The 24,646-nt window shown below is 54.4% G+C and carries 19 protein-coding genes; 11 read left to right on the top strand and 8 right to left on the bottom strand.

The features are described 5' to 3' along the window. Positions 1–20: 20 nt before the first annotated feature. A complete protein-coding gene (gene fumA / locus ACO0U8_RS13440) occupies positions 21–1,667 on the bottom strand; it encodes a class I fumarate hydratase FumA (RefSeq protein WP_183848023.1) in 1,647 nt (548 codons plus the stop codon). Positions 1,668–1,858: 191 nt separating this feature from the next. After that, positions 1,859–3,370, bottom strand: a complete 1,512-nt coding sequence (locus ACO0U8_RS13435; RefSeq protein ID WP_056781442.1) for an anion permease — start codon at positions 3,368–3,370, stop codon at positions 1,859–1,861. A 700-nt stretch (positions 3,371–4,070) separates the two neighbouring features. On the opposite strand from ACO0U8_RS13435, the gene ACO0U8_RS13430 reads away from it, so the two are divergent. Further along, a complete protein-coding gene (locus tag ACO0U8_RS13430) occupies positions 4,071–6,848 on the top strand; it encodes a flavocytochrome c (protein ID WP_421670956.1) in 2,778 nt (925 codons plus the stop codon). Positions 6,849–6,909: 61 nt separating this feature from the next. After that, complete coding sequence (locus ACO0U8_RS13425; RefSeq protein ID WP_421670955.1) at positions 6,910–7,869, top strand: FAD:protein FMN transferase; 960 nt, start codon at positions 6,910–6,912, stop codon at positions 7,867–7,869. Here ACO0U8_RS13425 and dcuR read toward each other — a convergent pair. After that, entirely contained in the window at positions 7,863–8,582 is a 720-nt protein-coding gene (gene dcuR / locus ACO0U8_RS13420) for a two-component system response regulator DcuR (protein WP_122097384.1), read from the bottom strand. The two genes, ACO0U8_RS13425 and dcuR, sit on opposite strands and share 7 nt — an antisense overlap. Continuing rightward, complete coding sequence (locus ACO0U8_RS13415; RefSeq protein WP_421670954.1) at positions 8,579–10,204, bottom strand: sensor histidine kinase; 1,626 nt, start codon at positions 10,202–10,204, stop codon at positions 8,579–8,581. The genes dcuR and ACO0U8_RS13415 overlap by 4 nt, the downstream gene beginning before the upstream one ends. A gap of 233 nt (positions 10,205–10,437) precedes the next feature. On the opposite strand from ACO0U8_RS13415, the gene ACO0U8_RS13410 reads away from it, so the two are divergent. Then, the gene (locus ACO0U8_RS13410) at positions 10,438–11,595 is read left to right on the top strand and encodes a M20 aminoacylase family protein (RefSeq protein WP_421670953.1); all 1,158 of its coding nucleotides are present in this window, start codon (positions 10,438–10,440) and stop codon (positions 11,593–11,595) included. 170 nt (positions 11,596–11,765) lie between these two features. Here ACO0U8_RS13410 and ACO0U8_RS13405 read toward each other — a convergent pair whose 3' ends face one another. Beyond that, entirely contained in the window at positions 11,766–12,548 is a 783-nt protein-coding gene (locus tag ACO0U8_RS13405) for a CatB-related O-acetyltransferase (protein ID WP_122097387.1), read from the bottom strand. A gap of 176 nt (positions 12,549–12,724) precedes the next feature. Continuing rightward, positions 12,725–14,512, bottom strand: coding sequence for a methyl-accepting chemotaxis protein (locus ACO0U8_RS13400; RefSeq protein WP_421670952.1), 1,788 nt, complete (start codon positions 14,510–14,512; stop codon positions 12,725–12,727). 326 nt (positions 14,513–14,838) lie between these two features. Between ACO0U8_RS13400 and ACO0U8_RS13395 the strand changes: the two genes are divergently transcribed. The 6 genes from ACO0U8_RS13395 to ACO0U8_RS13370 all read left to right on the top strand — a co-directional run bounded on the left by ACO0U8_RS13395 (position 14,839) and on the right by ACO0U8_RS13370 (position 21,220). Continuing rightward, positions 14,839–15,819: a TIM barrel protein gene (locus ACO0U8_RS13395; RefSeq protein ID WP_122097389.1), complete on the top strand. Its 981-nt coding sequence runs from the start codon at positions 14,839–14,841 to the stop codon at positions 15,817–15,819. A 94-nt stretch (positions 15,820–15,913) separates the two neighbouring features. After that, on the top strand, positions 15,914–16,957 hold the full coding sequence (locus ACO0U8_RS13390; RefSeq protein WP_056781419.1) for a substrate-binding domain-containing protein: 1,044 nt from the start codon (positions 15,914–15,916) through the stop codon (positions 16,955–16,957). A gap of 32 nt (positions 16,958–16,989) precedes the next feature. Beyond that, on the top strand, positions 16,990–18,483 hold the full coding sequence (locus ACO0U8_RS13385; RefSeq protein ID WP_217204637.1) for a sugar ABC transporter ATP-binding protein: 1,494 nt from the start codon (positions 16,990–16,992) through the stop codon (positions 18,481–18,483). Positions 18,484–18,529: 46 nt separating this feature from the next. Next, positions 18,530–19,501: an ABC transporter permease gene (locus ACO0U8_RS13380; protein ID WP_056781414.1), complete on the top strand. Its 972-nt coding sequence runs from the start codon at positions 18,530–18,532 to the stop codon at positions 19,499–19,501. Next, the gene (locus ACO0U8_RS13375) at positions 19,501–20,358 is read left to right on the top strand and encodes a MurR/RpiR family transcriptional regulator (protein ID WP_056781410.1); all 858 of its coding nucleotides are present in this window, start codon (positions 19,501–19,503) and stop codon (positions 20,356–20,358) included. The genes ACO0U8_RS13380 and ACO0U8_RS13375 overlap by 1 nt, the downstream gene beginning before the upstream one ends. Position 20,359: 1 nt before the next feature. Further along, entirely contained in the window at positions 20,360–21,220 is an 861-nt protein-coding gene (locus tag ACO0U8_RS13370; protein ID WP_414070575.1) for a ribokinase, read from the top strand. A gap of 51 nt (positions 21,221–21,271) precedes the next feature. Here ACO0U8_RS13370 and ACO0U8_RS13365 read toward each other — a convergent pair whose 3' ends face one another. Beyond that, a complete protein-coding gene (locus tag ACO0U8_RS13365; protein ID WP_056781404.1) occupies positions 21,272–21,577 on the bottom strand; it encodes a SelT/SelW/SelH family protein in 306 nt (101 codons plus the stop codon). Between the two features lie 59 nt (positions 21,578–21,636). Continuing rightward, positions 21,637–22,539, bottom strand: coding sequence for a LysR family transcriptional regulator (locus ACO0U8_RS13360; RefSeq protein WP_421670951.1), 903 nt, complete (start codon positions 22,537–22,539; stop codon positions 21,637–21,639). Positions 22,540–22,661: 122 nt separating this feature from the next. On the opposite strand from ACO0U8_RS13360, the gene ACO0U8_RS13355 reads away from it, so the two are divergent. Then, on the top strand, positions 22,662–23,759 hold the full coding sequence (locus ACO0U8_RS13355; protein ID WP_122097392.1) for an NADH:flavin oxidoreductase/NADH oxidase: 1,098 nt from the start codon (positions 22,662–22,664) through the stop codon (positions 23,757–23,759). A gap of 190 nt (positions 23,760–23,949) precedes the next feature. Further along, positions 23,950–24,453, top strand: coding sequence for an SRPBCC domain-containing protein (locus tag ACO0U8_RS13350; RefSeq protein WP_183848001.1), 504 nt, complete (start codon positions 23,950–23,952; stop codon positions 24,451–24,453). The last annotated feature ends 193 nt before the right edge of the window (positions 24,454–24,646 follow it).

Here is a 24,646-nt window from a genome sequence, read left to right as displayed (position 1 = left end):
TTATTTCAAAGACGGAATTTTTACTTCACACACTTCGCGCAGGTACTTGCGTGAATTTGTTCGAAGAAATCGTTGCCTTTGTCATCCACCAGAATGAATGCCGGGAAGTTTTCCACTTCGATTTTCCAGATGGCTTCCATCCCTAACTCAGGGTATTCCACGCATTCCAGGCTCTTAATGCTTTGCTGCGCCAGAACCGCAGCCGGGCCGCCGATGCTGCCCAGATAGAAGCCGCCGTGTTTTTGGCACGCGTCTGTCACCTGTTTGCTGCGGTTGCCTTTCGCCAGCATGATCATGCTGCCGCCGTTAGATTGCAGAAGATCGACGTAGGAATCCATACGGCCAGCAGTGGTCGGGCCGAGGGAACCGGAGGCATAACCTTCCGGGGTTTTTGCCGGGCCTGCGTAATAAATCGGGTGATCTTTGATGTACTGCGGCAAACCTTCGCCGTTATCCAGACGCTCTTTCAGTTTGGCGTGAGCAATATCGCGCCCGACGATAATCGTGCCGCTCAGTGAGAGGCGGGTAGACACCGGATGCTCAGAAAGCTGCGCGAGGATTTCAGGCATCGGACGGTTCAGATCCACCTTCACCACACCCGCTTCGCCCTGCTGACGCAACGCTTCAGGGATGTACTGGCCTGGGTTGTCTTCCAGTTTTTCGATCCAGATACCGTCACGGTTGATTTTGGCTTTGATGTTACGGTCTGCGGAGCAGGAAACGCCCATGCCGACCGGGCAGGACGCGCCGTGGCGTGGCAGACGCACCACGCGGATGTCGTGCGCAAAGTATTTGCCACCGAACTGTGCGCCCAGGCCAAGATTGTTGGCTTCGACCAGCAGTTCCTGTTCCAGATTCACATCGCGGAATGCCTGACCGTGTTCGTTACCTTCGGTTGGCAGGCCGTCGTAATAATGCGTTGAGGCCAGTTTCACGGTTTTCAGCGTCGCTTCAGCGGAGGTTCCGCCGATCACAAACGCGATATGGTATGGCGGGCAGGCCGCCGTCCCCAGCGTACGCATTTTTTCGACCAGATAACCTTTCAGTTTCGCCGGTGTGATCAGCGCTTTGGTTTCCTGATACAGATAAGTTTTGTTGGCTGAACCGCCGCCTTTGGCGATACACAGGAACTTGTACTCATCGCCATCCACGCTGTAGAGGTCGATTTGCGCGGGCAGATTGGTCCCGGTGTTCACTTCTTTATACATATCCAGCGCGGCATTCTGCGAGTAGCGCAGGTTGTCTTCGATGAAAGTGTTGTAGACGCCTTTTGACAGGCTGGCTTCGTCGCCGCCGCCGGTCCAGACGCGCTGACCTTTTTTACCCATGATGATCGCGGTGCCGGTATCCTGGCAGGTAGGCAAAATGCCTTTCGCCGCGATCTCAGAGTTTCTCAGGAATTGCAGCGCCACGTATTTGTCGTTTTCGCTGGATTCCGCATCATGAAGAATGGAGGCCACCTGTTTCTGGTGCGCCGGGCGCAGCATGAATGACGCGTCGTGGAAAGCGTGTTGCGCCAGCAACGTCAGTGCTTCGGGTTCAACTTTTAAAATGTCTTCGCCGTCAAAGTTGCTCACAGAAACGTGATCTTTGGTCAGCAGGTAATATTCGGTTGTGTCTTTGGTAACGGGGAAGGGATCTTGATAATGGAAGGGTTTGTTCGACATTGTTTTCTCACTTTTTCCGTTATTGCCGCCACTAGCAGGACTTCTCGTTTCGGGTGAATCAGGGGTAATTCGGGCGACGTTTTTATGCTTTCTCTATGTTGCCAGCCTTATACACAGGCTGGCAACGGGGTTTATATGTTTTCTTCCAGTAAATGTACTGTTAATGCTTTGTAGAGGGGTTATCGCCCCTGTCAGAACATCATCATCATCCACGGATAGCCGATGAGCAGCAGCGCCGCCAGGAAGATGGCGCCAAAGATGGTGCCCAGACGCCAGTAATCTTTGGTTGGCAAATAGCCGCTGCCGTAGTAAATCGGGCTCGGGCCGGTGCCGTACGGTGTGATGATCCCCATGATACCCAGAGACGTCACCATCAGCAGACAGAACACTTGCATGTTGATGCCCGGAATGGCGGCGCCAATGGTCAGCATGGCTGGCAACAGGGCAGTGGTGTGTGCCGTGGTGCTGGCAAACAGGTAGTGCAGCAGATAGAACGCCAGCAGCAGCACGATAGTCGCGGTTCCGGGAGAGATACCGCCCATGGTGGCCGCGCCTTCTTTACCCAGCCAGGCGATGAAGCCGGTGCGGGACAAGCCATCAGCCAGTGCCACCAGCGTGGCGAACCAGGCGAAGGTGTTCCAGGCAGGTTTATTGCTGGTGATATCGTTCCAGTTCAGCACGCCAGTCCACAGCATCAGCACCACGACCAGCAGCGCCGCCATGGCCGGTTCAATGAAGCTGGCAGCAAAAATCCACATAGCTAATGCGCAGCATACGAAGACCAGCAGCAGGATCTCGTGGCGGGACATTCTGCCCAGTTTCGCCAGTTCTGCGGTGGCCCAACGCGGGACTTCATCATTGATTTTCACTTCCGGCGGATAGAACCAGTAAGCGAGCAGCGGCATGGTCAGCAGCAGCAGCAAACCTACCGGCAGGAAGGCGAAGAACCACGTTCCCCAGGAGATGTTGATGCCGGTGATGCTGTTCACAATACCCAGCGCCAGCAGGTTAGGCGCCAGCGCAGACAGGAACATGGAGCTGGTAATACAGGCTGCGGTGATTGCCACCCACATCAGATAGGAGCCGATTTTACGCGCGCTCGGATCATTCGGTTTGGAACCGTACAGCGGCGGCAGGTTGGCGATGATCGGGTAGATCGTGCCGCCGCTTCGTGCGGTGTTTGACGGAGTGAAAGGGGCCAGCAAAAGATCGGCAAAGGTGATGGCGTAGCCCAGCGTCAGGCTGCGGCGGCCAAGATATTTCACCAGAATCAGCGCCAGACGGCGGCCAAACTGGGTTTTATCGTAGCCTGCGGCAAACATGAATGCGCCGAAGATTAACCATACCGTTGAGTTCCCGAAACCGCTGACGGCCCATTTAAAGGACTGCGACGCCATTTTGAATTTCGGATCGGCGAGTTCCGCCGGGCTGAACAGCAACCACTGGCTGAACAACGCGATAACCACCACGCCGGTGAGGCCGATAACGGCACCGGGTAAAGGTTCGAAGATCAGACCCACGATGACGCCGACAAAGATGGCAAAGAAATGCCAGGCATGGGGCTCTAAACCATCAGGGACTGGCGTGAGTAACAACAACACTGCAACCAGCACAGGCAAAAACATCAGAAGCAGGCGGTTTTTTTTGCCACCCGCCGCTTTGTTCGCCTGCGGTGTAACCGTAGTTTTTGAAATATCTGTCATTTTATTTGTCTACAAGTAGTTGAGAATAGGTTTGCTGATACATAGGTAAGATGATTATGCTTTTTTTAGTTACTCAAGTTTCTTTAGTTATTTAATGGTGGCATGCGAACTGCTCCATTATTGTTATTTGAGTTAGGTATTACTTATTCCCCGTAAGAGGGAGGAAATGTTTATATAATGCGTTTTCTCCATTTATTACTGTTGATCTCGATCAAGAAAATACGGAGCTGTGTAAATTTAAGAAAAGAGAATGAGAATGGATGCTGGCGTTATTTTTATGGCGTTTATTTCTGCTACTGAGCAGGGTTATTTTTATCTTCTGCACCGGGTGAAAATAGGAGTAGTCAATCAGCCTTTTATCTGCCCCTTCCGATAGCACGAATCCATCAGTTCCAGTCCAGACGTGCCGTGCGTTGAAGCCTGATATCGGTCTGCAAATGTAATGTTTACGCCTTTAATTAAAGGCAAAAGAGCTCGTAATTTAAATTAATGTGATCGTTTAATAACATGGTTAACATTAATTTAATAATGGCTGCATTCTATTCATGGGTAAATAGTTAATAAACTAACGTTACACCTTTTGAAACTAAAGATATCGTTATATTACTCCTATGACATCGGGCGTAAATAAAATTAATATAATAAATCCGATAACGAATTCACAGATTATTAAACATTTTAAAGTTTGGAGCTGAATATTATGAGCCATAATTCGCAATTATTAAGTCCGTTCACTCTGCCAAATGGCACCGTCCTGAAAAACCGCGTGCTGATGGCACCCATGACCACCTGTACCGGCTTTTATGACGGCACCGTCACCAGCGAACTGGTGGAGTATTACCGCGCCCGCGCCGGCAGCATCGGTACAGTGATCGTCGAGTGCTGCTTTATCGATGACAAAGGCCTGGCATTCCCCGGTGCGATTGGCATCGACAACGACAGCAAAATCGATGGTCTGGCAAAAATCGCCGCAGCCGTAAAATCTCAGGGTTCCAAAGCGGTACTGCAAATTTATCACGGCGGCCGCATGAGTGAGCCGAAGCTGATTGGCGGCCAGACGCCGGTAGCGCCAAGCGCACTGGCCGCGCCCCGTGACGGCGCAGCTACGCCGGTCGCGCTGACCGCCGGTGAAGTGGACGCGATGATCACCAAATTCGGTGAAGGTGTTCGCCGTGCGATTGAAGCCGGTTTTGACGGTGTGGAAATCCACGGCGCTAACACTTACCTGATCCAGCAGTTCTTCTCACCTAACTCCAACCAGCGTGACGATCAGTGGGGCGGAAGCCGTGAAAATCGCGCTCGTTTCCCGCTGGCGATCCTCGATATCACGCACAGTATGGCGAAAAAATACGCCGATTCTTCCTTCATCATTGGCTACCGTTTCTCGCCGGAAGAGCTTGAAGAGCCGGGCATCCGCTTTGCCGACACGATGTATTTGCTGGAACAACTGGCGGCACGCGGGCTGGATTATCTGCACTTCTCGCTGGGCTATTCACTGCGTCCTTCTATCGTCGATACCACCGATCCGACGCCGCTCATCGACAAATATGTCGCGATGCGTTCAGACCGGCTGGCGAAAATTCCGGTAATGGGTGTGGGCGGTATCGTGAATAAAGCCGATGCTGAACGGGCGATGGAACATGGCTACGATATGATCGCCATCGGCAAAGCCTGCATTGCCTATCCCGACTGGACTGACCGGATTGCGGCTGACCAGAAACTCGAGCTGTTCATCGACAGCACGCAACGCGAAGCACTGACTATTCCTGAGCCGCTGTGGCGTTTCTCACTGGTTGACGCGATGATCCGCGACATGAGCATGACGTCTAAAAAATTCAAAGCCGGCGTATTCAGTGAAAAAGTACAAGATCCGCTTAACGAGCTGGCGATTAACGTCAGTCTGGAAACGGACCGCATCGCCGATATCGAACTGCAGGCCGCCGGTGATATTGACGTCGAATTTACCACCAGCTTCGACATCATCCGCACCCGGATCCTCGACGCCAACAGCCCGCACGTTGATGCGGTCACCGGCGCGACGGAACAAAGTGAAGCGGTGAAAAAAGCGGTCTCCAAGGCGATCGCCAAATCCTGTAAAGCACAGCTGCTGGAAGAGGGCGGCAGCTTGTCTGAACCACAAAGTTACGATGTGGTTGTCGTCGGCAGCGGCGGTGCCGGTCTGGCGGCGGCGATTCAGGCTTGTGACGAAGGTGCCAGGGTTCTGATCGTGGAAAAAATGTCCACTATCGGCGGCAACACCATTAAAGCGTCGGTGGGTATGAACGCCGCTGACACGCGCTATCAAAAACTCAAAGGCATTGAAGACAGCAAAGAATTGTTCTATCAGGAAACCCTCAAAGGCGGCCAGTTCAGAAACAACACCGTGCTGCTGAAAGAGTTCGTTGAGCGCGCACCGCAGGCAGTCGACTGGCTGGCTGAGCACAACATTGATCTGAGCGATATCACCATCACCGGCGGCATGAGCATCGACCGTACGCACCGTCCGGCCGATCGCAGCGCGGTCGGCGGCTTCCTGATCAGCGGTCTGGTGAAGAATCTCAACCAACGCAACATCGACGTGATGCTGGATACTTCAGTGACTGAAATCCGTTACCACGACGGCGCGGTGCAGGGTGTGGATCTGCTCAACGACGACAATGAAGTGCAGGTCATTAATGCCAAAAGCGTGATTGTGGCGACCGGTGGTTTCAGCGCCAACAGCGAAATGGTGGTGAAATACCGTCCTGAGCTGGAGGGGTTCGTGACCACTAACCACAAAGGTGCGACCGGCAGCGGCATTGCGATTTTGCAGAAAATCGGTGCGGGTACCGTGGATATGGGCGAAATTCAGATCCACCCGACCGTTGAGCAAACCACTTCTTATCTGATCTCTGAGGCGATTCGCGGCGGCGGTGCGATTCTGGTGAGCCAGGCGGGCAAGCGTTTCTTCAATGAGATGGAAACCCGTGACAAAGTGTCCGCCAACATTATCGGCCTGCCGGAGAAATTCGCTTATGTGGTGTTTGATGAGCAAATCCGCCTGAACAATAAAGCGGCCGATGAATACATCGCGCGCGGTTTTGTTATCAGCGCTGAAAACCCGCGCGAGCTGGCAGCCAAACTGGAGATGGATCATCACGCGCTGCTCGCCACGCTGGAAAGCTACAATGTGGCCGTTGATAAGCAAGACGACGTAGAATTTGGTCGTAAAACCGCGTTGCGCCACCCGATCAATCAGGGGCCGTTCTACGCGATCCGCATCGCACCGGGCGTTCATCACACCATGGGCGGCGTGACGATCAACACCGACACCAGCGTGCTGGATACTCAGGAGCAGGTGATCAGCGGCGCGTTTGCGGCCGGTGAAGTGGCTGGCGGCATCCACGGTGCTAACCGCATCGGCGGGAATGCCGTTGCAGATATCATCATCTTCGGTATTCTGGCGGGACGTAATGCCGCCAGACATGCGATGCGGTAACGGTATCCTCCTGCGTCGTTCGCTGCGGCGCAGGTTTCCCCCTTCAGTTCAGGTATTTTCTATGACGCCAGACACCCGTATTTATGCTTATTCCGCTGTTTTGATGGGCTCCCCCATTCTTCTCAAGCTGTTTGATCATAACGAGGGGCTGGCGTCGCGCGTTTTCCGCCTTATTAAACAGCAGGAAAATATCTTCACGGTTAACCGGCAAGATTCAGACGTCATGGCAATCAACCACGCGGCGGGCAGCCATGCGGTGGTGGTCAGCGCGCCGGTGTTTGATTTGATCCGTTGCGCCAAAGCGGTCAGCCAGCTGCCGGAAAGCAGTTTCAACTTCACCATCGGCCCGCTGGTGAAACGCTGGAAAATTGGCTTCAGCGGCCACAGCGTGCCTGACGCCAGCGATCTGCAGGCGCTGCTTGCGCTGACCGATCCGGATGACGTCATTCTCGATGAACCCTCACGCTCAGTTTTTTTGCAGAAAGCCGGAATGGAAATTGACCTCGGGGCGATTGCCAAGGGGTATATCGCCGACGTCGTGAGAGATTATCTGCGTCAGGAAAAGGTCACGGATGCGCTGATCAATCTGGGGGGGAATGTGCAGACGCTGGGCGCGGGTGCCGAAGGGGCCTGGGCGATAGGGCTAAAAAAGCCATTTTCAACGCCTGATGCGCTGATTGGTGTGATTAACGTGAAGGGCAAATCGGTGGTGACGTCCGGTATTTACGAACGTTATTTTGAATCTGAGGGGCAGCGCTACCATCACATCCTCGATCCTAAAACCGGCTATCCGCTGGATAACGAACTGCTCAGTGTGACCGTCATTTCGGATGATTCGATCGACGGCGACATCTACACCACGCTGCTGTACGGCATGGGCGTCGAAAAAAGCCTCGCCTGCCTGAAAAATATTCCGCAGATCGAGGCCATTTTTGTCACCAAAGATCAGCAGGTGATTTTCTCTTCACAGCGTCAGTTTACCTTCACGCTGCTGGATAACAGTTTCCGCACCCTTTACTGACAGTATTGTTTTAACAACGAATAGTGTTCCGCCTGCAGCCGGTAGCGATACACCGGCCGGCCTGTGACCCCGTAGTGAATGCTGGTGAACAAAATATGGCTGTCCGCCAGCCAGATGAGATATTTACGGCAGGAAACGCGCGAAATGTTCACCGAGTGCGCCAGCTCATCCGTTGAGAATTCCGTATCAGGATGGGCATCAATCCACAGGCACAGGGTGCGCAGTGTTTGCGGCGTTAAACCTTTTGGCAGTTTTTTGGTGTCCGCCGTCGCCGGGTTGTTGCCGTGAATTAACCGGTCAACGTCCGACTGCTCGTAATATTGCTGATTATCCATCAGCGCTTTCTTCTGCTGCCAGCCGGTCAGCGCCTCTTCAAAGCGGGAGAACTGGAACGGCTTAATCAGATAATCCACCACGCCGTAGTTCAGCGATTTCTTGATGGTCTTCGCGTCGGCGGCGGAAGAAATGACAATCACATCCACCGGGCGTCGGGCATTTCTCAGCTCCGGCAGCAGATCTAACCCGTTATCCTGCTGCATATACACATCCAGCAGGATCAGGTCGATCGGCAACTGACTGTTGAGTACCATCTCTTTGGCCTGCTGTAACGTCGAGGCTGTTCCGCAGCACGTAAACCCGGCGATCTGGCCCACGTAGCAGCGATTGAGCTCTGCGACCATGGCGTCATCATCGACTACCAGCACATTGATCATGCAGTTTTCCTCTCACCATCCCACGGAAGTTGAACAAAAAATTGAGTATAAACGTCGGGTTCAGACTCAACGGCAATCGTTCCGCCAAGGTTTTCTAATTGTTGTTTTGCCAGGAATAACCCGACGCCGCGCTCTTCGCCTTTCGACGAGAATCCTTTTTCAAAAATGGCCTCCAGTTTATCTGGCGGGATACCGGGGCCATCGTCGCTGACCACGCAGGCCAGCCAGCCATTTTGATAATGCAGTAACACGCTGACTTCGCCATCGGCCTGCCCGGCAAGGGCATCAAGCGCATTTTCAATCAAATTACCCAGTACGGTGATAAGCGCCGCGACCTGATTCTCATTGGTGTTATCGGGTAAAAAGCTGTCATCACTCAGCGTCAGCAGATGGCGCGTATCCGAAGCGCGGTTAATCTTACTTAACAGGAAACCCGCAATCACCGGTGATTTGATTTTCAACAGTAAGGAGCCAATTTCCGCCTGATAGTTATTGGCCGTTTTGAGAATGTAATCTTCAAGCTGCGTGTAACTTTTCATGTGCAGCAGCCCGAGAATAACATGCAGCTTATTCATGAATTCGTGTGAGCGTTCACGCAGCGAATCGGCGTAGTTTACCATGCCGCTCAGGCGCTGCATCAACTGGCTGACCTCGGTCTTATCCCTGAAAGTACAGATGGCGCCAATAATAACGTCATTGCTGCGCACGGGAACCGTGTTGCTCAGCAGAAAACGGCCTTTAAAATTGATCTCTTCATCGCGGCGGGCAATCCCGCTTCGCATCACATCGCAAAGCGTGGCGATAAGCGGTTGCGGCGGCTGATTGTGCTCAGGGCGGGGGTTGATCTCCGTGCCGGTTTCCAGAAACATCTGCCGGGCTTCCTGATTGATCAGGGTCACCTGCGCACGGTCATCGATGGCGATCACGCCTTCTTTGATCGACTGCAACATCGCCTGACGCTGCTCAAAGAGCGTCGAAATCTCGTAAGGCTCAAGCCCGAACAAAATACGCTTGAGCATTTTCACTAAAATCCAGGTGCCCAGTGCGCCGACCATCATGCCGAACAGCACCGTCCACAGAATACTCCAGCGACTTTTATCAACCTGCTCGGTCACTTTTACCAGCGAGATACCGATCGCCACGACGCCAATCTGGTGATGATCATCATCAAAGACGGGCGTAAATATCCGCAACGCTTTGTCCAGCGTCCCTTTATTGATGGAGACATTCTCTTTGCCCAGCAACGCAGGATCGATGTCGTTACCGATAAAATGGTGATTGATCACGTCCGGATTGGGGTGTGAATAACGGATGCCGTCCATATTGGTGACCACCACAAACAGCAGGTCGTTTCTTTTTTGCACCGCACTGGCGATCGGCTGAATGATTCCGCTGTCCGGCGGCAGGGTGAGGGCGTGCCTGATTTCGGGCACATCCGCCAGCGTGCGGGCCACGGCCAGCGCCTTATCTTTCACACCATCGCGCGCGGTGTCGCTGACCTGAACGAAATACAGCAGATGCACGACCAGCAGCACGGAAATAATCACGGCGCTTAACATCAGGCTGACGGAGGTGCTGAGTTTCATGGGGTGCTTACGCACGGGATGCGGCGAGTCGCTCATTGGAGCCCCGGTAACCATTATTGATGGCTTATGGTCTATGTTTGCGGCTGACACGTCTACCCCAATCCGGCATTTATCCTGCGGTTAATGCACTAAAATTCTCTCAGGGCGCGAGTTCCATGAAGGGCCGAATTTCACCTTTCTGCGTTCGCCCGCGAATGTGATACTTTGAACCAGCAAATGGCTGATGAGCGAATCTCAACGGCATGAATTCAGGTCAGTACAGAGGATCTATGGCAGTCATTTCCCCAGAAATTATTGAACAGGCGAAAATCTGGCGCAGGGATTTCCATACCCGCCCGGAGCTTGGTCTGAAAGAGTACGGCACGTCGAAAATCATCAGCGAATTGTTGCTGTCGTTCGGCCTTGATGTGCACACCGGAATTGCCGAAACCGGCATTGTGGCGACGCTGCGCAACGGCGAAGGCCCGTCCATTGGTTTGCGTGCCGACATTGATGCCTTGCCGATTCAGGAACTGAACGATTTCGAACACATCTCGCAAAACCCCGGTCTGATGCACGCCTGCGGCCACGATGGTCATACCGCTATTTTGCTCGGCGCGGCGCGCCATTTGAGTGAAAACCGGGATTTTCGCGGCACCGTACATTTCATTTTTCAGCCCGCGGAAGAGAATGTCGGCGGCGGTGAGATGATGGTGAAAGAAGGGCTGTTTGGCCGTTTTCCGATGCAGGCGGTTTACGCGCTGCACAACTGGCCGGGATTGCCGGTCGGGGAAGTCGCGGTCAGTCAGGGACCGATGATGGCCTCGCAGGATAACTTCTACATCACGCTGACCGGAAAAGGCTGTCACGCGGCGATGCCTGAACTGGGGGCCGATCCGGTGGTGGCGGGCGCTCAGCTTATCCTCTCACTGCAAAGTCTGATTTCTCGTCGTCTGTCGCCGCTGGAACAGACGGTGATCAGCCTGACGCAGCTTCAGGCGGGCGAAGCCATCAACGTCATTCCCGAAACGTTGCACATGTCCGGCACGCTGCGCTGCCTGAGCCGAGCGACGCGCGAAACCTGCAGGCGGTTGATCGAAGAATACGTCAACGCCGTGCCGCAGCCGTACGGGGTGAAAGGTGAGGTGCGCTGGGAGTTTGGTTATCCGGTCACGCAAAACCACCCGGCGCAGGCGGTGATTTTACGCGATGCGGCTGAAAACACGCCGGGCATCACCCAGGTGCATTTCAATAATGCCCCGTCGATGGCCGCTGAAGATTTTGCCTATTTGCTCGAAGCCTGTCCGGGCGCCTACTTCTGGCTGGGCGCCGATGGCGCCACGCCTTCCGCTTCGCTGCACAGCCCGCGTTATGATTTTAACGATGACATCATTCCTCTGGGCATCAGCGTGCTGACGACTCTGGTGGAACGGCAACTTAAAGCCTGATCGTCAGTAAGCCGGTTGCCGGTTAATGAGAACGGGCAACCCCTTCGGCAAGCCTATTGGCCGGGCCTGTAACGTACGCAAAATGGTGTTGAGAAGCCGGGATTGAGGGATTAAAAATCACCGGCTTTGAGGAATGGTCTGAAACAGATGCAATGAAAGTCTTGCTGTTTTTATAGCCTCGCCAGTTCCTGCGCGATATTCATGATTTTATACTCATATTTACTTATTTCACCACGGGCTATTTTTTCTTCCATCTGTTGGATGAAATAAAGAATGTCATCGGACTGGGTGACATCCGGCAGATCGGTAATTTTATAATCCCACCATTCCATTGCCTGAAGGCGCTCGATGATGTCTGGCGCAAAGCGGTATTTAATAATCTTAGCCGGAATGCCGCCGACGATGGCGTAAGGCGGTACATCGCCGGTGACCACTGCATTGGCCGCAACGATGGCGCCATTACCGATAGTGATACCGCCTTTTAATACGGCGTGTTCCCCCACCCAGACATCATGGCCTAATACCGTCGCGGGCGGCATATAGTCGAACCCCGCAATGTTCAGCGTTTCCCCGAATTGCTCCTGCGCCACCTTCGAGAAGAAATCATGGTACGTCAGCGGACTGGTCGTAAACCGGTGTATGGGGTGTTGTGGCCCCATAATCCGCACGCCTGCCGCCAGGCTGCAAAATCGCCCGGTGGTGAGGTTATTAGGTAATTTACTGCACGCGTAGGAATAGGCGCCCATCGAACAGAAACTTTTCCGCGGCATGGCGGCATATTCTTCGACCCAAACATCCGCGTTAAATTTTATTTTCTCCCCTTTTTTAAAAAGGAATATATTTCTCTTTTTATATATCCCTTCTACCATTTCCGGGAATTTAAGATGGACCTTATGTCGTAAACAATAATCCTCATGTTTTTGAGTCCATCGAAACTCAATGGGGTACTTCATTCCTTATTCCTCAAAGGTTAGACGCTGTTTTTATATATTCCTGACATAATCCTAGCATAAAACAGACATAACCCAAATCTGAGGCCGGCGGGAATAACCTGAGGAGTGCGCAGAAGGAAAGCCCCCGGAGGATGAGGTCCGGGGGCGGTGATGAACGTTTCAGTCAGGCGGGGTGATCAGACCCTGAAATGCCCGACCGCGACCGCCAGTCCGGTTGCCTGTTGCTGCAAGGCTGAGGCGGCACCGGCAGATTCCTGAACCATCGCGGCGTTCTGCTGCACCATGCCGTCCAGCTGTGTGATGGCGCGGTTAATCTCGTGAATACTTTGCATCTGTTCTTCGGAGGCATGGGTGATGTCGAGCATCACGCTGCTGACGTTAGACACGTTGCTGACAATCTCGCTCATGCTGCTGCTTGCCAGACGAACCTGCGCAGAGCCGGACGCCACGCTGCTGACGGTGGATTCGATCAGCTCTTTGATCTCTTTCGCTGCCTGCGCGCTGCGCTGTGCCAGGCTGCGCACTTCACTGGCGACCACGGCAAAACCGCGCCCCTGTTCGCCTGCCCGTGCGGCTTCCACCGCCGCGTTGAGCGCCAGAATATTGGTCTGGAACGCGATGCCGTCGATAACCCCGGTGATGTCACCGATTTTCGATGATGCGCTTTCAATGCTCTCCATTGTCGTCATGACTTTGTTCACCACGATGTCACCGCGTGACGCCGCTTCCGATGCCGATTTCGCCGTCTCGCTGGCCTGTCTGGCCGAACTGGCGGATTGCGAGACGGTCGCGGTGATCTGCTCAAGTGACGCCGCCGTCTGTTGCAGGCTGGCCGCTGCGGATTCCGTTCTGCCGGACAGATCGTTATTTCCGGCCGCAATTTCATCCGCCGCCACTTTCACCGATTCGCTGGTGGTGCGGATTTCAGCCATCACTTTGCTGAGCTTATCGACGAAGGTATTAAACGCATGTGCAATTTGCGTGACTTCGTCATGCCCGTCGGTGGGTAAGCGCTGCGTCAGATCGTCTTCGCCGGAGCTGATGGCGTTGAGCGTATCGCGCACGGCAGACAGGCGACGAAACGCTTTGGTGATGATAAGGCCAATAACCGCCGCCGAGAGCAGCACAATCACCATCAGCGCAATCACCGAGGAGGTCAGCAGGGATCGCATGCCCGCCGTCGATTCTTTCTTGTCTTCAATGACCAGCGTAAACCAGTCCGTACCTGCAACCGGCAGGGCGCGGACGCGTTTTACCGCCTTGTTCATGCGAATATCCGACGGCGCGCCGGCAGCAAACAGCCGTGGCAGGTCCACGCCTTCCGCCAGAGAAGTGAAGGGTTTCAGCGCCAGTTTTGCATCGGGATGCGCGATGATGGTGCCGGCACTGTCCACCAGCATGCCGAAGCTTTCCGGCGTCGGGTGAATGGTATTGACGTTATTGACCACGCTGTCCATGGAAACGTCCCCCGCCACAATCGCTTTCAGCGCGCCGTTTTCCATCACCGGCACCGCGAAAGTCACCACCAGATTGCCGGTGCCCGCATCGATGTACGGCGGGGTGACCACCGGATGTCCGGCGCTTTCGGCCTGTTTGTACCAGGGGCGGCCTGTCGGATCGTAATCGGCGGGTACGCCGGTCGGATCGGAGAATTTGGCGGTTTTATTGGCGTAGCCGACGTAGACGTTGGCGAAGTTTCCCGCCGTTGCGATCTGCTTCATTACCGGTATCGGATCCGCCGTCAGCGCCACGGGTTGCAGTGAAACAATCATCTGCGTTTTGGCGTTGACCCATTCGCTGATCCCTTGCGTATGGCTTGATGTCAGCGCGTTCAGCGTGCTGTCTGTCGCCTGACTGTTGTATTTATTGGCGACGGTGTAACTGAGGAACGTATTGATAGCCAGCGAGCAAATCACAATCGAGATGCAGGCCACGATGATGCGCGAACGAAGGGTCTTAAGCATGGGCATTTCCCTGAAAGGAATCTTAAGATCTGGGTATCGACAGTAAACGGAGAAACTTGAAGCAGGTCACAAAAAACGGGCGTTTGTAGGGCGCAGCAACACCTTCCTGCTATTTCAGCGGGGAAAGCTGCCGTATTCAGAGTCATTCCCTGTCCGCGTATGCCTAAGCCATATTGTTCATCTATTTCGTGAATCACCTCTCAAAACTGATCACAAATCCGGCAGGGGATCTTGCGGCTTTTTTCGCCTGATGATAGTAATGCACTACTTTACGAAATAATGTGAAGCAGGAAAGTACATTACGAATCGATTTTAAAGGACACCCCATGTCAGAACTTAAATTTGCCACACGTCTGAACTCGTTTGCCTCGGGGGCTTATCTTTACTGGCCGGAACTGAAAGGCAAACCTTCAGTGCTGCAAATGATCGAACGTGCAGCTACGGTTAAAGGATTGACGCATCTGGACCTCAACTATCCGCAGCATATGACCGATGATATCAAGACGATGCGTCAGAAAATCGAGGAAGTCGGGCTGGCGGTTAACGGGATGCAGATGCGCTGGGATGCTCCGCAATTCAAAATCGGCGCATTCACCCACCCGGACCCTAAGATCCGCCGTCAGGCGATTGAACTCACCAAACGCGGCATCGATGCCGGGCGCGAATTCGGTGCCAGCATCATGACGTTGTGGATGGGGCAGGACGGTTTTGATTACTGCTTCCAGGCCGATTACAAAAAAATGTGGGAAGACGCGGTCGGCGCGGTGCGCGAAGTGGCGGAATATGCCCCGGACATCGACGTCAGCATTGAGTACAAACCCAACGAACCGCGGGCTTACAGCATTTTCCCGAATGCCACGACCTGCCTGCTGGCCGTTGAAGAGGCCGGTTGCAAGAACTTAGGCATTACGCTGGATTTCGCACACGTGTTATTTGCCAACGAAATTCCGGCATTTGCCGCCGCCATGGTGGCACGCCGTTCACGCCTGCTGGGGCTTGATCTCAACGACGGCTGGGGAAAACGCGACGACGGCCTGATGGTCGGCTCGGTCAACCCGCGCGCCACGCTGGAGTTTCTGCTGCAGATGAAACGCGACGGCTATAAAGGCGCGTATTACTTCGATACCTTCCCGGACGCCAGCGGTCTGGATCCGGTACGCGAAGCGGAAACCAATATCGCCACGGTGATCCGTTTACTGAAACTGTGCGAAAAACTCGAAAACAATCCGGCGCTGAATGATGCCATCAGCAGGCAGGACGCCGTTGCCTCACAGCAGATCGTCAACGACGTGATGCTGGCGCAGTAAAAGATTTATTTAATCAAAACCAGCCGGAAAGCCAAAGTACCCGCCACAGCGCTTTGCTGTGACAACCATAAAAATAACAACCGAAGGTCAGATAATGAAAAAACTCTTACTGTCTGTACTCACCTCTACACTGCTTTGCACCAGCGTTTACGCCGCAGATTTAGCGCCGTTACAGTCCGACACCGAGCCCGATCGCACTGACTGGACGCAGCTCGGCGTTAAATACGGCCCGATGCCGGCGGTAGATAAAAACCTGAAAATTGGCGGCGTCTCTAAAACGCTGACCAACGAATACTGGCGCTCACTGGGCGAAGGCTACAAAAACGCGGCGAAGCAATACGGGTTTACCGTCGAATATCAGGCCGCCGCTAACGAAGACGATCAGCTCGGTCAGCTGTCTATCGCTGAAACGCTGATCTCGCAGGGCTTCAACGGCCTGCTGGTTTCCCCGCAAACCGATGCCAACCTGCAACCAGCGTATGAATCCGCCAAAAGCAAAGGCATCGCGGTGGTTAACGTCAACGATGCGGTTATGCCTAATGCGGAACATTACGTCGGTAATGTGCAAAAGGATAACGGCGTGCGCGTCGCCAACTGGTTTATCAAACAACATCCGCAAGGCGGGAAAGTGGCCGTCATCGAAGGGCAGCCTGGCGTATACGCCGCCGCTCAGCGTACGCGCGGCTTTAAAGAAACCCTTCAGCCCGGCGGAAAATTCACCGTGGTGGCCAGCGTACCTGCCAACTGGAGCCGCGAGAATGCCTACAACGCTGCCGCGACCATTTTGCAACAACATCCTGATTTAATTGGTTTCTACGCCAACAATGACGGCATGGCACTCGGGGTGGTCGAGGCGGTGGCCGCTGCCGGAAAATCCAAACAGGTCGCCGTATTTGGCACCGACGGGATTTCTGATGCCTATGCGTCGATTAAACGCGGCGAGCTGACCGGTACCGTGGACAGCTTCCCGGTGCTGACCGGTCAGGTGGCGATGGAAGTGGTGCTGCGTCTTATCAGCGGCCAGAAAATCTCCCGCGTGGTGTCTACGCCGCAGGCGTTAATCACCAAAGACAACGTTGATGCCTTCTCTACCAAAGACAACATCAAACTGCGCCAGCTGCTGGCACAGCAAAAATAAGTCAGGCGTCTGAAAACGGGTCGGGAGAGTTTATGGAACAGTACAGTTTGACGATGCGTGGCATCAGTAAAAGCTACAGCGGCGTGGCGGCGGTGCAGAATGTCGATTTCTCGGTCAGGCCGGGTGAAGTTCACGCGCTGATCGGTGAAAACGGTGCGGGGAAATCGACGTTGCTGAATATTCTGTCAGGCGTGCGTGCGGCAGATTCCGGCGAGATCCTGGTAGACGGGCAGGTGATTCAGATGAAGAACCCGCTTTCCGCCCGCCATGCTGGTATCGCGATGATCCATCAGGAGTTGCAGCACGTTCCTGAACTCTCCGTGGCCCAGAATATGTTCCTCGGGCGGCCTTTAACACGGTTCAAAGGGCTGTTTGTCGATAAGCAGGCGCAGTACAAAAGGGCGGTGTCGATTTTGCGCCGTCTTGATCCGAGCATCGATCCGGATGAGCCGATCAAAAACCTGAAAGTGTCGCAGCAGCAGATTGTCGAAATTGGCCGCGCGCTGCTGGATGAAGCCAAAATCATTGCGATGGACGAGCCGACTTCCAGCCTGACGCCCACTGAATTCGAGCGACTGGCTGAACTGATTTCGGATCTGAAATCAATGAACGTGGCGCTGATTTACGTCTCGCACAAAATGAACGAAATCTTCAAAGTCTGCGACCGCGCGACGATTTTACGAGATGGCAAACAGGTCGGCGTGGTGAATATCTGCGATGAAACGGAAGAAACCATCGTCACAAAAATGGTCGGGCGCAAAATCGAAAAAGTGCAGCATCATTCACACGCGACGCAACGTGAAGTGCTGCGCGTCGAGGGGCTTAGCCGTGACAGCGCGGTGCGGTCGGCGAGTTTCAGCGTCAAGGCGGGGGAAGTGCTGGGTATCGCCGGGCTGGTCGGGTCAGGGCGTACCGAGTTGCTCAAACTGATCGCCGGGATCGACGCGAAAACCGGCGGCAGTATTGAGGTCGAAGGCGTTGCCGTTAAAAATCATAACGTCAGCGCCGCCATACGCGCCGGGATCGGCCTGGTGCCGGAAGATCGTAAAAAAGAAGGCATCATCAAAGAACGCGCGGTGAAAATGAACATGGCATTGCCGTCAATGGGGCGTTTCACCCGTTTCGGATTGCTGAAAAGACATCAGCTGGATCAGACCGCGCTGGAGGTCATGACCGATCTGCGCCTGCGTCCGCTGAATATTGAAAAACCTATCGGTACGCTCAGTGGCGGTAATCAGCAAAAAGTGATTATCGGACGTTGGGTGGCCGCAGATAATAAAGTGTTTCTTTTTGACGAGCCAACACGGGGAATTGATATTGGTGCCAAGTCTGAAATTTATAATTTGATCGAAAAACTGGCGCAGCAGGGAAAAGCCATTGTGGTTGTCTCCTCTGAAATGCCGGAAATTATGCGAATTTCGGACAGAGTCCTGGTGATGCGTGAAGGGAAAATCACAAAAGAACTTAACGGCGACGAGATCACGGAAGAAAATATTGCCCGTTATGCGATAAGCGATCTGAATTAAGTGTGGATAAAGTCTGTCACCTCCCTATTTATTGAAGGCCATTATTATGACGACTCAAGGTAATGTTCAGCCCAAGGTTTTTTCTTCGGCATTATTTAAATTCAACGTGCGCGATGCCGGTACGCTGATTGGTTTATTAATCATTGTGATCACCTTCTCTTTTTTATCGCCGGTATTTTTTACCGTGCCTAATTTATTGAATATTTTGCAACAGTCTTCCATCAACGGCATTATTGCGCTGGGAATGACGCTGGTGATTATTTCCGGCGGTATCGATCTCTCCGTCGGGCCAACCGCGGCGCTTTCTGCGGTGCTCGGTGCGACGCTGATGGTGTCCGGCGTGCCCATTCCGCTGGCCATTATGGCGACGCTCGGCGTCGGCGCATTGTGTGGCGTGTTCAGCGGGATGTTAGTGGCCTACGCCGGTTTGCAGCCTTTCATCGTCACCCTCGGCGGCCTGTCGTTATTTCGCGCCCTGGCGCTGATTTTCACCAACGGTAACCCGATTTTCGGCATTCCGATGGAGTTTCGCACCGTCATCAACAGCACGGTCTTCGGCGTTCCGGCACCGATTGTTATCGTCATCGCCATTGCCGCTATTTTGTGGGTGGTGATGAATAAAACCCCGCTCGGCGAATACATTCTGGCGGTGGGCGGTAACGAAGAAGCGGCGCGTGTGGCCGGTGTGCCGGTCAAAAGAACCAAGGTGACAGTCTTTGTGATCTCCGGCGTGTTAGCCTCGCTGGCTTCGCTTATCCTGATTGGCCGGCTGGGCGCTGCCGAGCCGACGATGGGGAATTTGTGGGAGCTTGACGCCATTGCCGCGGCGGCCATTGGCGGGGCTTCGCTGATGGGCGGCAAAGGCAGTGTGATCGGTACGCTGATTGGTGCGGTTATTTTGGGTTCATTACGTAATGGCCTGACACTTCTGAATATTCAGGCGTTTTATCAATTGCTTGCTACTGGCCTTATAATTATCATAGCGATGTTGATTGACCGGGCGACACGAGGCAAGTAATGAATCAGGATCCGCGAGCTATTGGTGCTCAAATTCGTATGAAATTGCCACATCTGACGCCACTGGAAAGAAAAGTCGTCGAATCAATTACGTCTAAAACCGATTTTACCGAGCACACGTCTTTAAAAGAAATTGCGCTGGAAAATAATGTGTCTGAGGCGATGGTTGTAAAACTGACGAAAAAATTAAACTTTTCAGGGTTCAGAGATTTCAGAAGCAGTTTAATTTATTACAACTATTCTGAAGTGGCAAATTTACATGCTGAAATTGAACCGGGAGATTCGTCGGAGCAATTACTTGAAAAAGTATTCAGAACCTCTATTCAGGCCATCGAAGAAACATTATCGATTGTCGATATTTCTGAATTTAACCGTGCCGCTGACATTCTTTTTAAAGCCAGGCACATCGATTTATATGCCGTTGGCGGTTCTGCCGCCGTGGCACGAGATTTGTCGCACAAGCTCCTGAAAATAGGGATCAAAACGACGGTCTACGATGATGCTCATATTATGCTGATGTCAGCCGCCGTCTTATCGGACGATGATGCGGTGGTGGCGATCAGTCATTCCGGCGCGACCCGCGCAGTGAATGATCCGATCAAACTGGCGGCGCGCAACGGTGCCAAAGTTATCGCCATCACCAATTACGCCGAGTCGCCTATTGCGCGCAATGCGCATGTGGTTCTCAATTCAACCTCTCAGGGATCGCACTTGCTCGGGGAAAACGCCGCGTCGCGCATCGCCCAGTTAAATATTCTGGATGCCTTATTCGTGGCGATCGCACAGAAGGATCTGAAGACAGCGGAAAAGAACCTGATGAAAACCCAGCAGGCGGTTCAGGACCTTCGGGAATACTAGAATGGGTAAAATTTTAGTCACGGGCAGCCTCCATTACGACATCGTGATCCACGCGCATCACCGCCCTGAAAAAGGCGAGACGGTGATCGGCAGTGGCTGTTCGTACAAATTCGGCGGTAAAGGCGGCAATCAGGCCGTATCTGCCGCGAAAGCGGGCGCTCAGGTCAGTTTTGCCGGTGCGGTCGGTGCGGATACGCAGGGAGAATTCCTGCGTGGCGTACTTATTGAGCACGGCGTTGATACGGCGAGTATCGCGGTCACTGACGCCGTCCCGTCCGGCATGAGCGTTGCGCTGATGGATGCCGAAGGCGATTACGGTGCGGTGGTGGTGTCCAACGCCAACAACCTGATCGACCCGGCGCAGTTCAGCCATGATGTTCTGTGGCAGCAGGTGGACATGTTGCTGCTGCAAAATGAAGTGCCGGAAGCGGTCAACCTGAACGCGGCGAGAGAGGCGAAGCGGCGCGGCGTGCGCGTCTGCCTGAATGCCGCTCCGGCGCGTGAACTGTGCGCCGGGATGCGGGCTGCGGTGGATTTGCTGGTGGTCAACGGCGTTGAGGCCCGCGATCTGAGCTGCATCGTGGTGAATGATTTAGCCGGCGCCTGCGAAGCCGCGCAGTGGCTCAGTCAGCACTATCCGGCCGTGGTGGTCACCGCGGGCGAACACGGCGTTGCCTGGAGCGAAGCGGGCAACCCCGGCCAGTCGCTGCCCGCCGAGAAAATCACGCTGGTCAGTACCCACGGCGCGGGCGACTGTTTTATGGGCATGTTGTGCACTTCACTCCTGAACGGAAATACGCTGGCCGATGCTGTCGCGAAAGCCAACCGTGCAGCGGCGGAACACGTGTCACGCAAAGCCTGAGTCGTGCTTAACGGGCAGGATGCATTTCCTGCCTTTTCCCTTCCCGATGAATTACGCCTCGCCATCCTGTTCAATTTTCTTCTTATCGACATGCCCGAGTGAACGCTCCGGGAAGCAGATGTCGCGCACGCGCTGCTTGAGCGGCGCCGCATCAGGGAAGCCGCCGTCACGTTTACGCTCCCAGATGATCTCGTCATCGACTTTGATCTCGTAAATGCCGCCGGTGCCGGGGACCAGCGTTACCGACGCCAGATCGCTGCTGAACGAATTCAGCAGTTCCTGCGCCATCCACGCGGCGCGCAGCATCCAGTTGCACTGGGAACAGTAAGTGATGGTGATAGCAGGTAATTTTTCCATGGTTCAGACCCTTTAAGAGAATGTTTAAAAGCCGGTAATGCCCTGAAAATAGCACGATCCTACTGCCCGCTACAGACCTGCGCCAGTTGCTGCCTCAGCCACTGGTGCGCGGGGGAGAGATGCGAGCGTTCGTGCCATGCGGCGACTTTAGTAAAGCCGGGAATGTCCAGCGGCGGCGGTATCACTTCCAGCCCTGCGGCATCTCGCACCAGCCGTTCCGGCACCACGGCGATCAGATCCGTGGTCTGCAACACCGGCGGCAGCACCAGAAAACTGTTGACCGACAACACCACATTGCGTTTTTTGCCGAGCGCCCGGAGCGCGGTATCCGTCACTCCGGCAAAATTTTCGCCGCTCAGCGACACCAGCGCATGGTCGTAATGACAAAACGTCCCGAGGGAAATCGTTCCTTTGTCCAGCGCGGGGTGGCCTTTGCGCAGCGTGCAAACATAACGCTCATCGTACAAATGGCGGATATGCAGGTCGGGCGGCGTGGTTTCCGGTGTCAGCAGAGCGAGATCGACTTCACCGCGTTCCAGCCGCTCCTGAATGTTCGATGCCTCCGCCCGCTGAACCGACAGATGAATGCCCGGCGCCCGTTGCCGCAACAGGGAAAAGAACGGCACGATAATCACGCTCAGCGCGTAATCCGTGGCGGCCAGCGTAAACGTCATCTCGCATTCGGCGGGAACAAAGGCTTCCGGCTGCAACAGCGCGTCAATTTCCGCCATCACCCGTTTCACCGGTTTTGCCAGCGCCAGCGCACGCTCGGTCGGCACAATGCCGTAGCGCGCACGCACAAATAAAGGGTCATCAAAGCTTTCGCGCAGACGCGTCAACATGCTGCTCACGGCAGGCTGCGTCAGGGAAAGGCGCTCGGCGGCGCGGGTCACGCTGCGCTCGTCGAGCAGTGCATCGAACGTCTTTAGCAGATTCAGATCGAGACTTTTCAGATTGCGCATGGGCAGGGCACCGATTGAGTTATAACGAAATATAATAGGCACTATAATATTTTCAGACTTCTGCTTATAGCTCTTTGACGGCACGCTGGTTGCTGAATGATCCCATCCTTCGAGGAAAATATATGTCTGCACTTTTCACGCCTTTTACATTGAAAGACGTCACCTTAAAAAACCGTATCGCCGTTCCGCCGATGTGCCAGTATTCCGCCACTGATGGCGTGCCGAACGACTGGCATCAGGTGCATTACGCGACCCTCGCCCGCGGTGGCGCAAGCCTGGTCATTGTCGAAGCGACGGCGGTGTCACCTGAAGGCCGCATCACCCCAGGGTGCCTGGGGATCTGGAACGATGAACAGGCCGCTGAACTGGCGAAAATCGCCACATCCATCAAAGCCGCAGGCGCAGTACCGGGGATCCAGATCGGTCACGCAGGCCGTAAAGCCAGCGCCAATCTGCCGTGGGAAGGGGACGACCATATTGCCGAAGGCGACGCGCGCGGCTGGGCGACGATTGCGCCTTCCGCCGTTGCGTTTGGTAAGCATCTGCCAAAAGTGCCGAAAGAGATGACCAAAGCCGATATCCAGCGCGTGATGGCGGATTTTGTGGCCGCGGCAAAACGTGCGCGCGATGCCGGTTTTGAATGGCTGGAACTGCACTTTGCCCACGGCTATCTGGCGCAAAGCTTCTTCTCCGTGCATTCCAACACCCGCACCGACGAATACGGCGGTGATTTCGCCGGTCGCAGCCGTTTCCTGATTGAGACTTTCGACGCCGTTAACGCCGTCTGGCCGAAAAATCTGCCCATCACCGCGCGTTTCGGCGTAATTGAATACGATGGCCGCGACGAAGAAACCCTGGCGGAATCTATCGAACTGACCCGCATTCTGCGTGAGAAAGGGCTGGATATGCTGAACGTCAGCGTCGGTTTCTCCACCTGGGAAGCGCAGATCCCGTGGGGTGCCGGTTTCCTCGCGCCGGTGTCGCGCCGCGTGCGTGCAGAAGCCGGTTTGCCGGTGGCCAGCTCATGGGGCGTGGCTTCGGCGCAAATCGCCGAGCGCTGCATCAGCGAAGAAGATATGGATCTGGTGATGATTGGCCGCGCGATGCTCGCCAACCCGCATTATCCGTATGCGCTGGCGAAAGAGCTGGGCGAAGACAATCCGTCATGGGTCTTGCCTGCGCCTTACGCCCACTGGCTTGAGCGTTACAGCATTAACTGATCGCTGATTGACATCAGCGTCATTGTCGGCAGGCAGAAGTCTTCTTCTGCCTGTTTTTTTATCTGTCTCCAAGATATAAAAATAAGCCATGCTGGCTATCACGAGCCATGATTTCCGTAATATCTCAGCGGTGCGTATTCTTTGTGGACACCAGCCCGCGGGCTGTTTCCCGGACATAAAGGAATCACACATGAATGCGATCAACTGGCCGCAAGGCTACCTCCCCGGCGAAGCCGATAACTTCGCGTCTAACGAAATGATCATCACCGGCCTGACCGTTGAACAACTCTGGGCACAACTCGATAACACCGCCGCCTGGCCGGAGTATTACAGCAACGCGTCGGATATTGCGTTTCACGACGGCAGCGGACCGGGGCTGAGCGACGGCGCACGTTTTCGCTTCAGCACCTTCGGCTTTCCGGTGGAAGCGCAGGTGAATGAATACGTCCCGCCAGCCAACGGCCAGCCCGCGCGCATGGCGTGGCACGGCTGGGCAGAAGGCGACGCCGACACGCGTCTTGACGTGCATCACGCGTGGCTTATCGAAGAACTTTCCGGTGGCCGCGTACGCATCCTGACCCAGGAAACGCAGAATGGAAAACCGGCACGCGATCTCGCAGTGACGCGGCCGAATCCGATGATCAACGGCCATCAGGAATGGCTGGACGGGATGATTAAAGCGGCGCGCGGTTAAGTCGCGCGCTAAGCACCTCTTCCGTGCTGTGGGGGCTGGCCGTCAGCTCCAGTTTCTGCCGGCCAGCAATTGCCCACCCTGGTTGAGATGCAGGGTGTTGCTCGTGAAAATCAGATAATGCTAAACGCCGTCCTGGCGATTCAATTCACAATGGAATAACCCGGTTATTCGATGAGGAATATTTCGAACTGCA

The organism is Rahnella sp. EDr1-12, assembly GCF_049206505.1.
Classification (GTDB): Bacteria; Pseudomonadota; Gammaproteobacteria; order Enterobacterales; family Enterobacteriaceae; genus Rahnella; species Rahnella rivi.
Note: the sequence above shows the minus strand (reverse complement) of the source record. Positions and strands in the feature narration are given on the sequence as shown.

What these genes read in the sequence shown, in the direction of transcription:
- fumA (WP_183848023.1), bottom strand. Translation starts at nt 1,667, where the DNA reads ATGTCGAACAAACCCTTCCATTATCAAGATCCCTTCCCCGTTACCAAA.
- ACO0U8_RS13435 (WP_056781442.1), bottom strand. Translation starts at nt 3,370, where the DNA reads ATGACAGATATTTCAAAAACTACGGTTACACCGCAGGCGAACAAAGCG.
- ACO0U8_RS13430 (WP_421670956.1), top strand. Translation starts at nt 4,071, where the DNA reads ATGAGCCATAATTCGCAATTATTAAGTCCGTTCACTCTGCCAAATGGC.
- ACO0U8_RS13425 (WP_421670955.1), top strand. Translation starts at nt 6,910, where the DNA reads ATGACGCCAGACACCCGTATTTATGCTTATTCCGCTGTTTTGATGGGC.
- dcuR (WP_122097384.1), bottom strand. Translation starts at nt 8,582, where the DNA reads ATGATCAATGTGCTGGTAGTCGATGATGACGCCATGGTCGCAGAGCTC.
- ACO0U8_RS13415 (WP_421670954.1), bottom strand. Translation starts at nt 10,204, where the DNA reads ATGAGCGACTCGCCGCATCCCGTGCGTAAGCACCCCATGAAACTCAGC.
- ACO0U8_RS13410 (WP_421670953.1), top strand. Translation starts at nt 10,438, where the DNA reads ATGGCAGTCATTTCCCCAGAAATTATTGAACAGGCGAAAATCTGGCGC.
- ACO0U8_RS13405 (WP_122097387.1), bottom strand. Translation starts at nt 12,548, where the DNA reads ATGAAGTACCCCATTGAGTTTCGATGGACTCAAAAACATGAGGATTAT.
- ACO0U8_RS13400 (WP_421670952.1), bottom strand. Translation starts at nt 14,512, where the DNA reads ATGCTTAAGACCCTTCGTTCGCGCATCATCGTGGCCTGCATCTCGATT.
- ACO0U8_RS13395 (WP_122097389.1), top strand. Translation starts at nt 14,839, where the DNA reads ATGTCAGAACTTAAATTTGCCACACGTCTGAACTCGTTTGCCTCGGGG.
- ACO0U8_RS13390 (WP_056781419.1), top strand. Translation starts at nt 15,914, where the DNA reads ATGAAAAAACTCTTACTGTCTGTACTCACCTCTACACTGCTTTGCACC.
- ACO0U8_RS13385 (WP_217204637.1), top strand. Translation starts at nt 16,990, where the DNA reads ATGGAACAGTACAGTTTGACGATGCGTGGCATCAGTAAAAGCTACAGC.
- ACO0U8_RS13380 (WP_056781414.1), top strand. Translation starts at nt 18,530, where the DNA reads ATGACGACTCAAGGTAATGTTCAGCCCAAGGTTTTTTCTTCGGCATTA.
- ACO0U8_RS13375 (WP_056781410.1), top strand. Translation starts at nt 19,501, where the DNA reads ATGAATCAGGATCCGCGAGCTATTGGTGCTCAAATTCGTATGAAATTG.
- ACO0U8_RS13370 (WP_414070575.1), top strand. Translation starts at nt 20,360, where the DNA reads ATGGGTAAAATTTTAGTCACGGGCAGCCTCCATTACGACATCGTGATC.
- ACO0U8_RS13365 (WP_056781404.1), bottom strand. Translation starts at nt 21,577, where the DNA reads ATGGAAAAATTACCTGCTATCACCATCACTTACTGTTCCCAGTGCAAC.
- ACO0U8_RS13360 (WP_421670951.1), bottom strand. Translation starts at nt 22,539, where the DNA reads ATGCGCAATCTGAAAAGTCTCGATCTGAATCTGCTAAAGACGTTCGAT.
- ACO0U8_RS13355 (WP_122097392.1), top strand. Translation starts at nt 22,662, where the DNA reads ATGTCTGCACTTTTCACGCCTTTTACATTGAAAGACGTCACCTTAAAA.
- ACO0U8_RS13350 (WP_183848001.1), top strand. Translation starts at nt 23,950, where the DNA reads ATGAATGCGATCAACTGGCCGCAAGGCTACCTCCCCGGCGAAGCCGAT.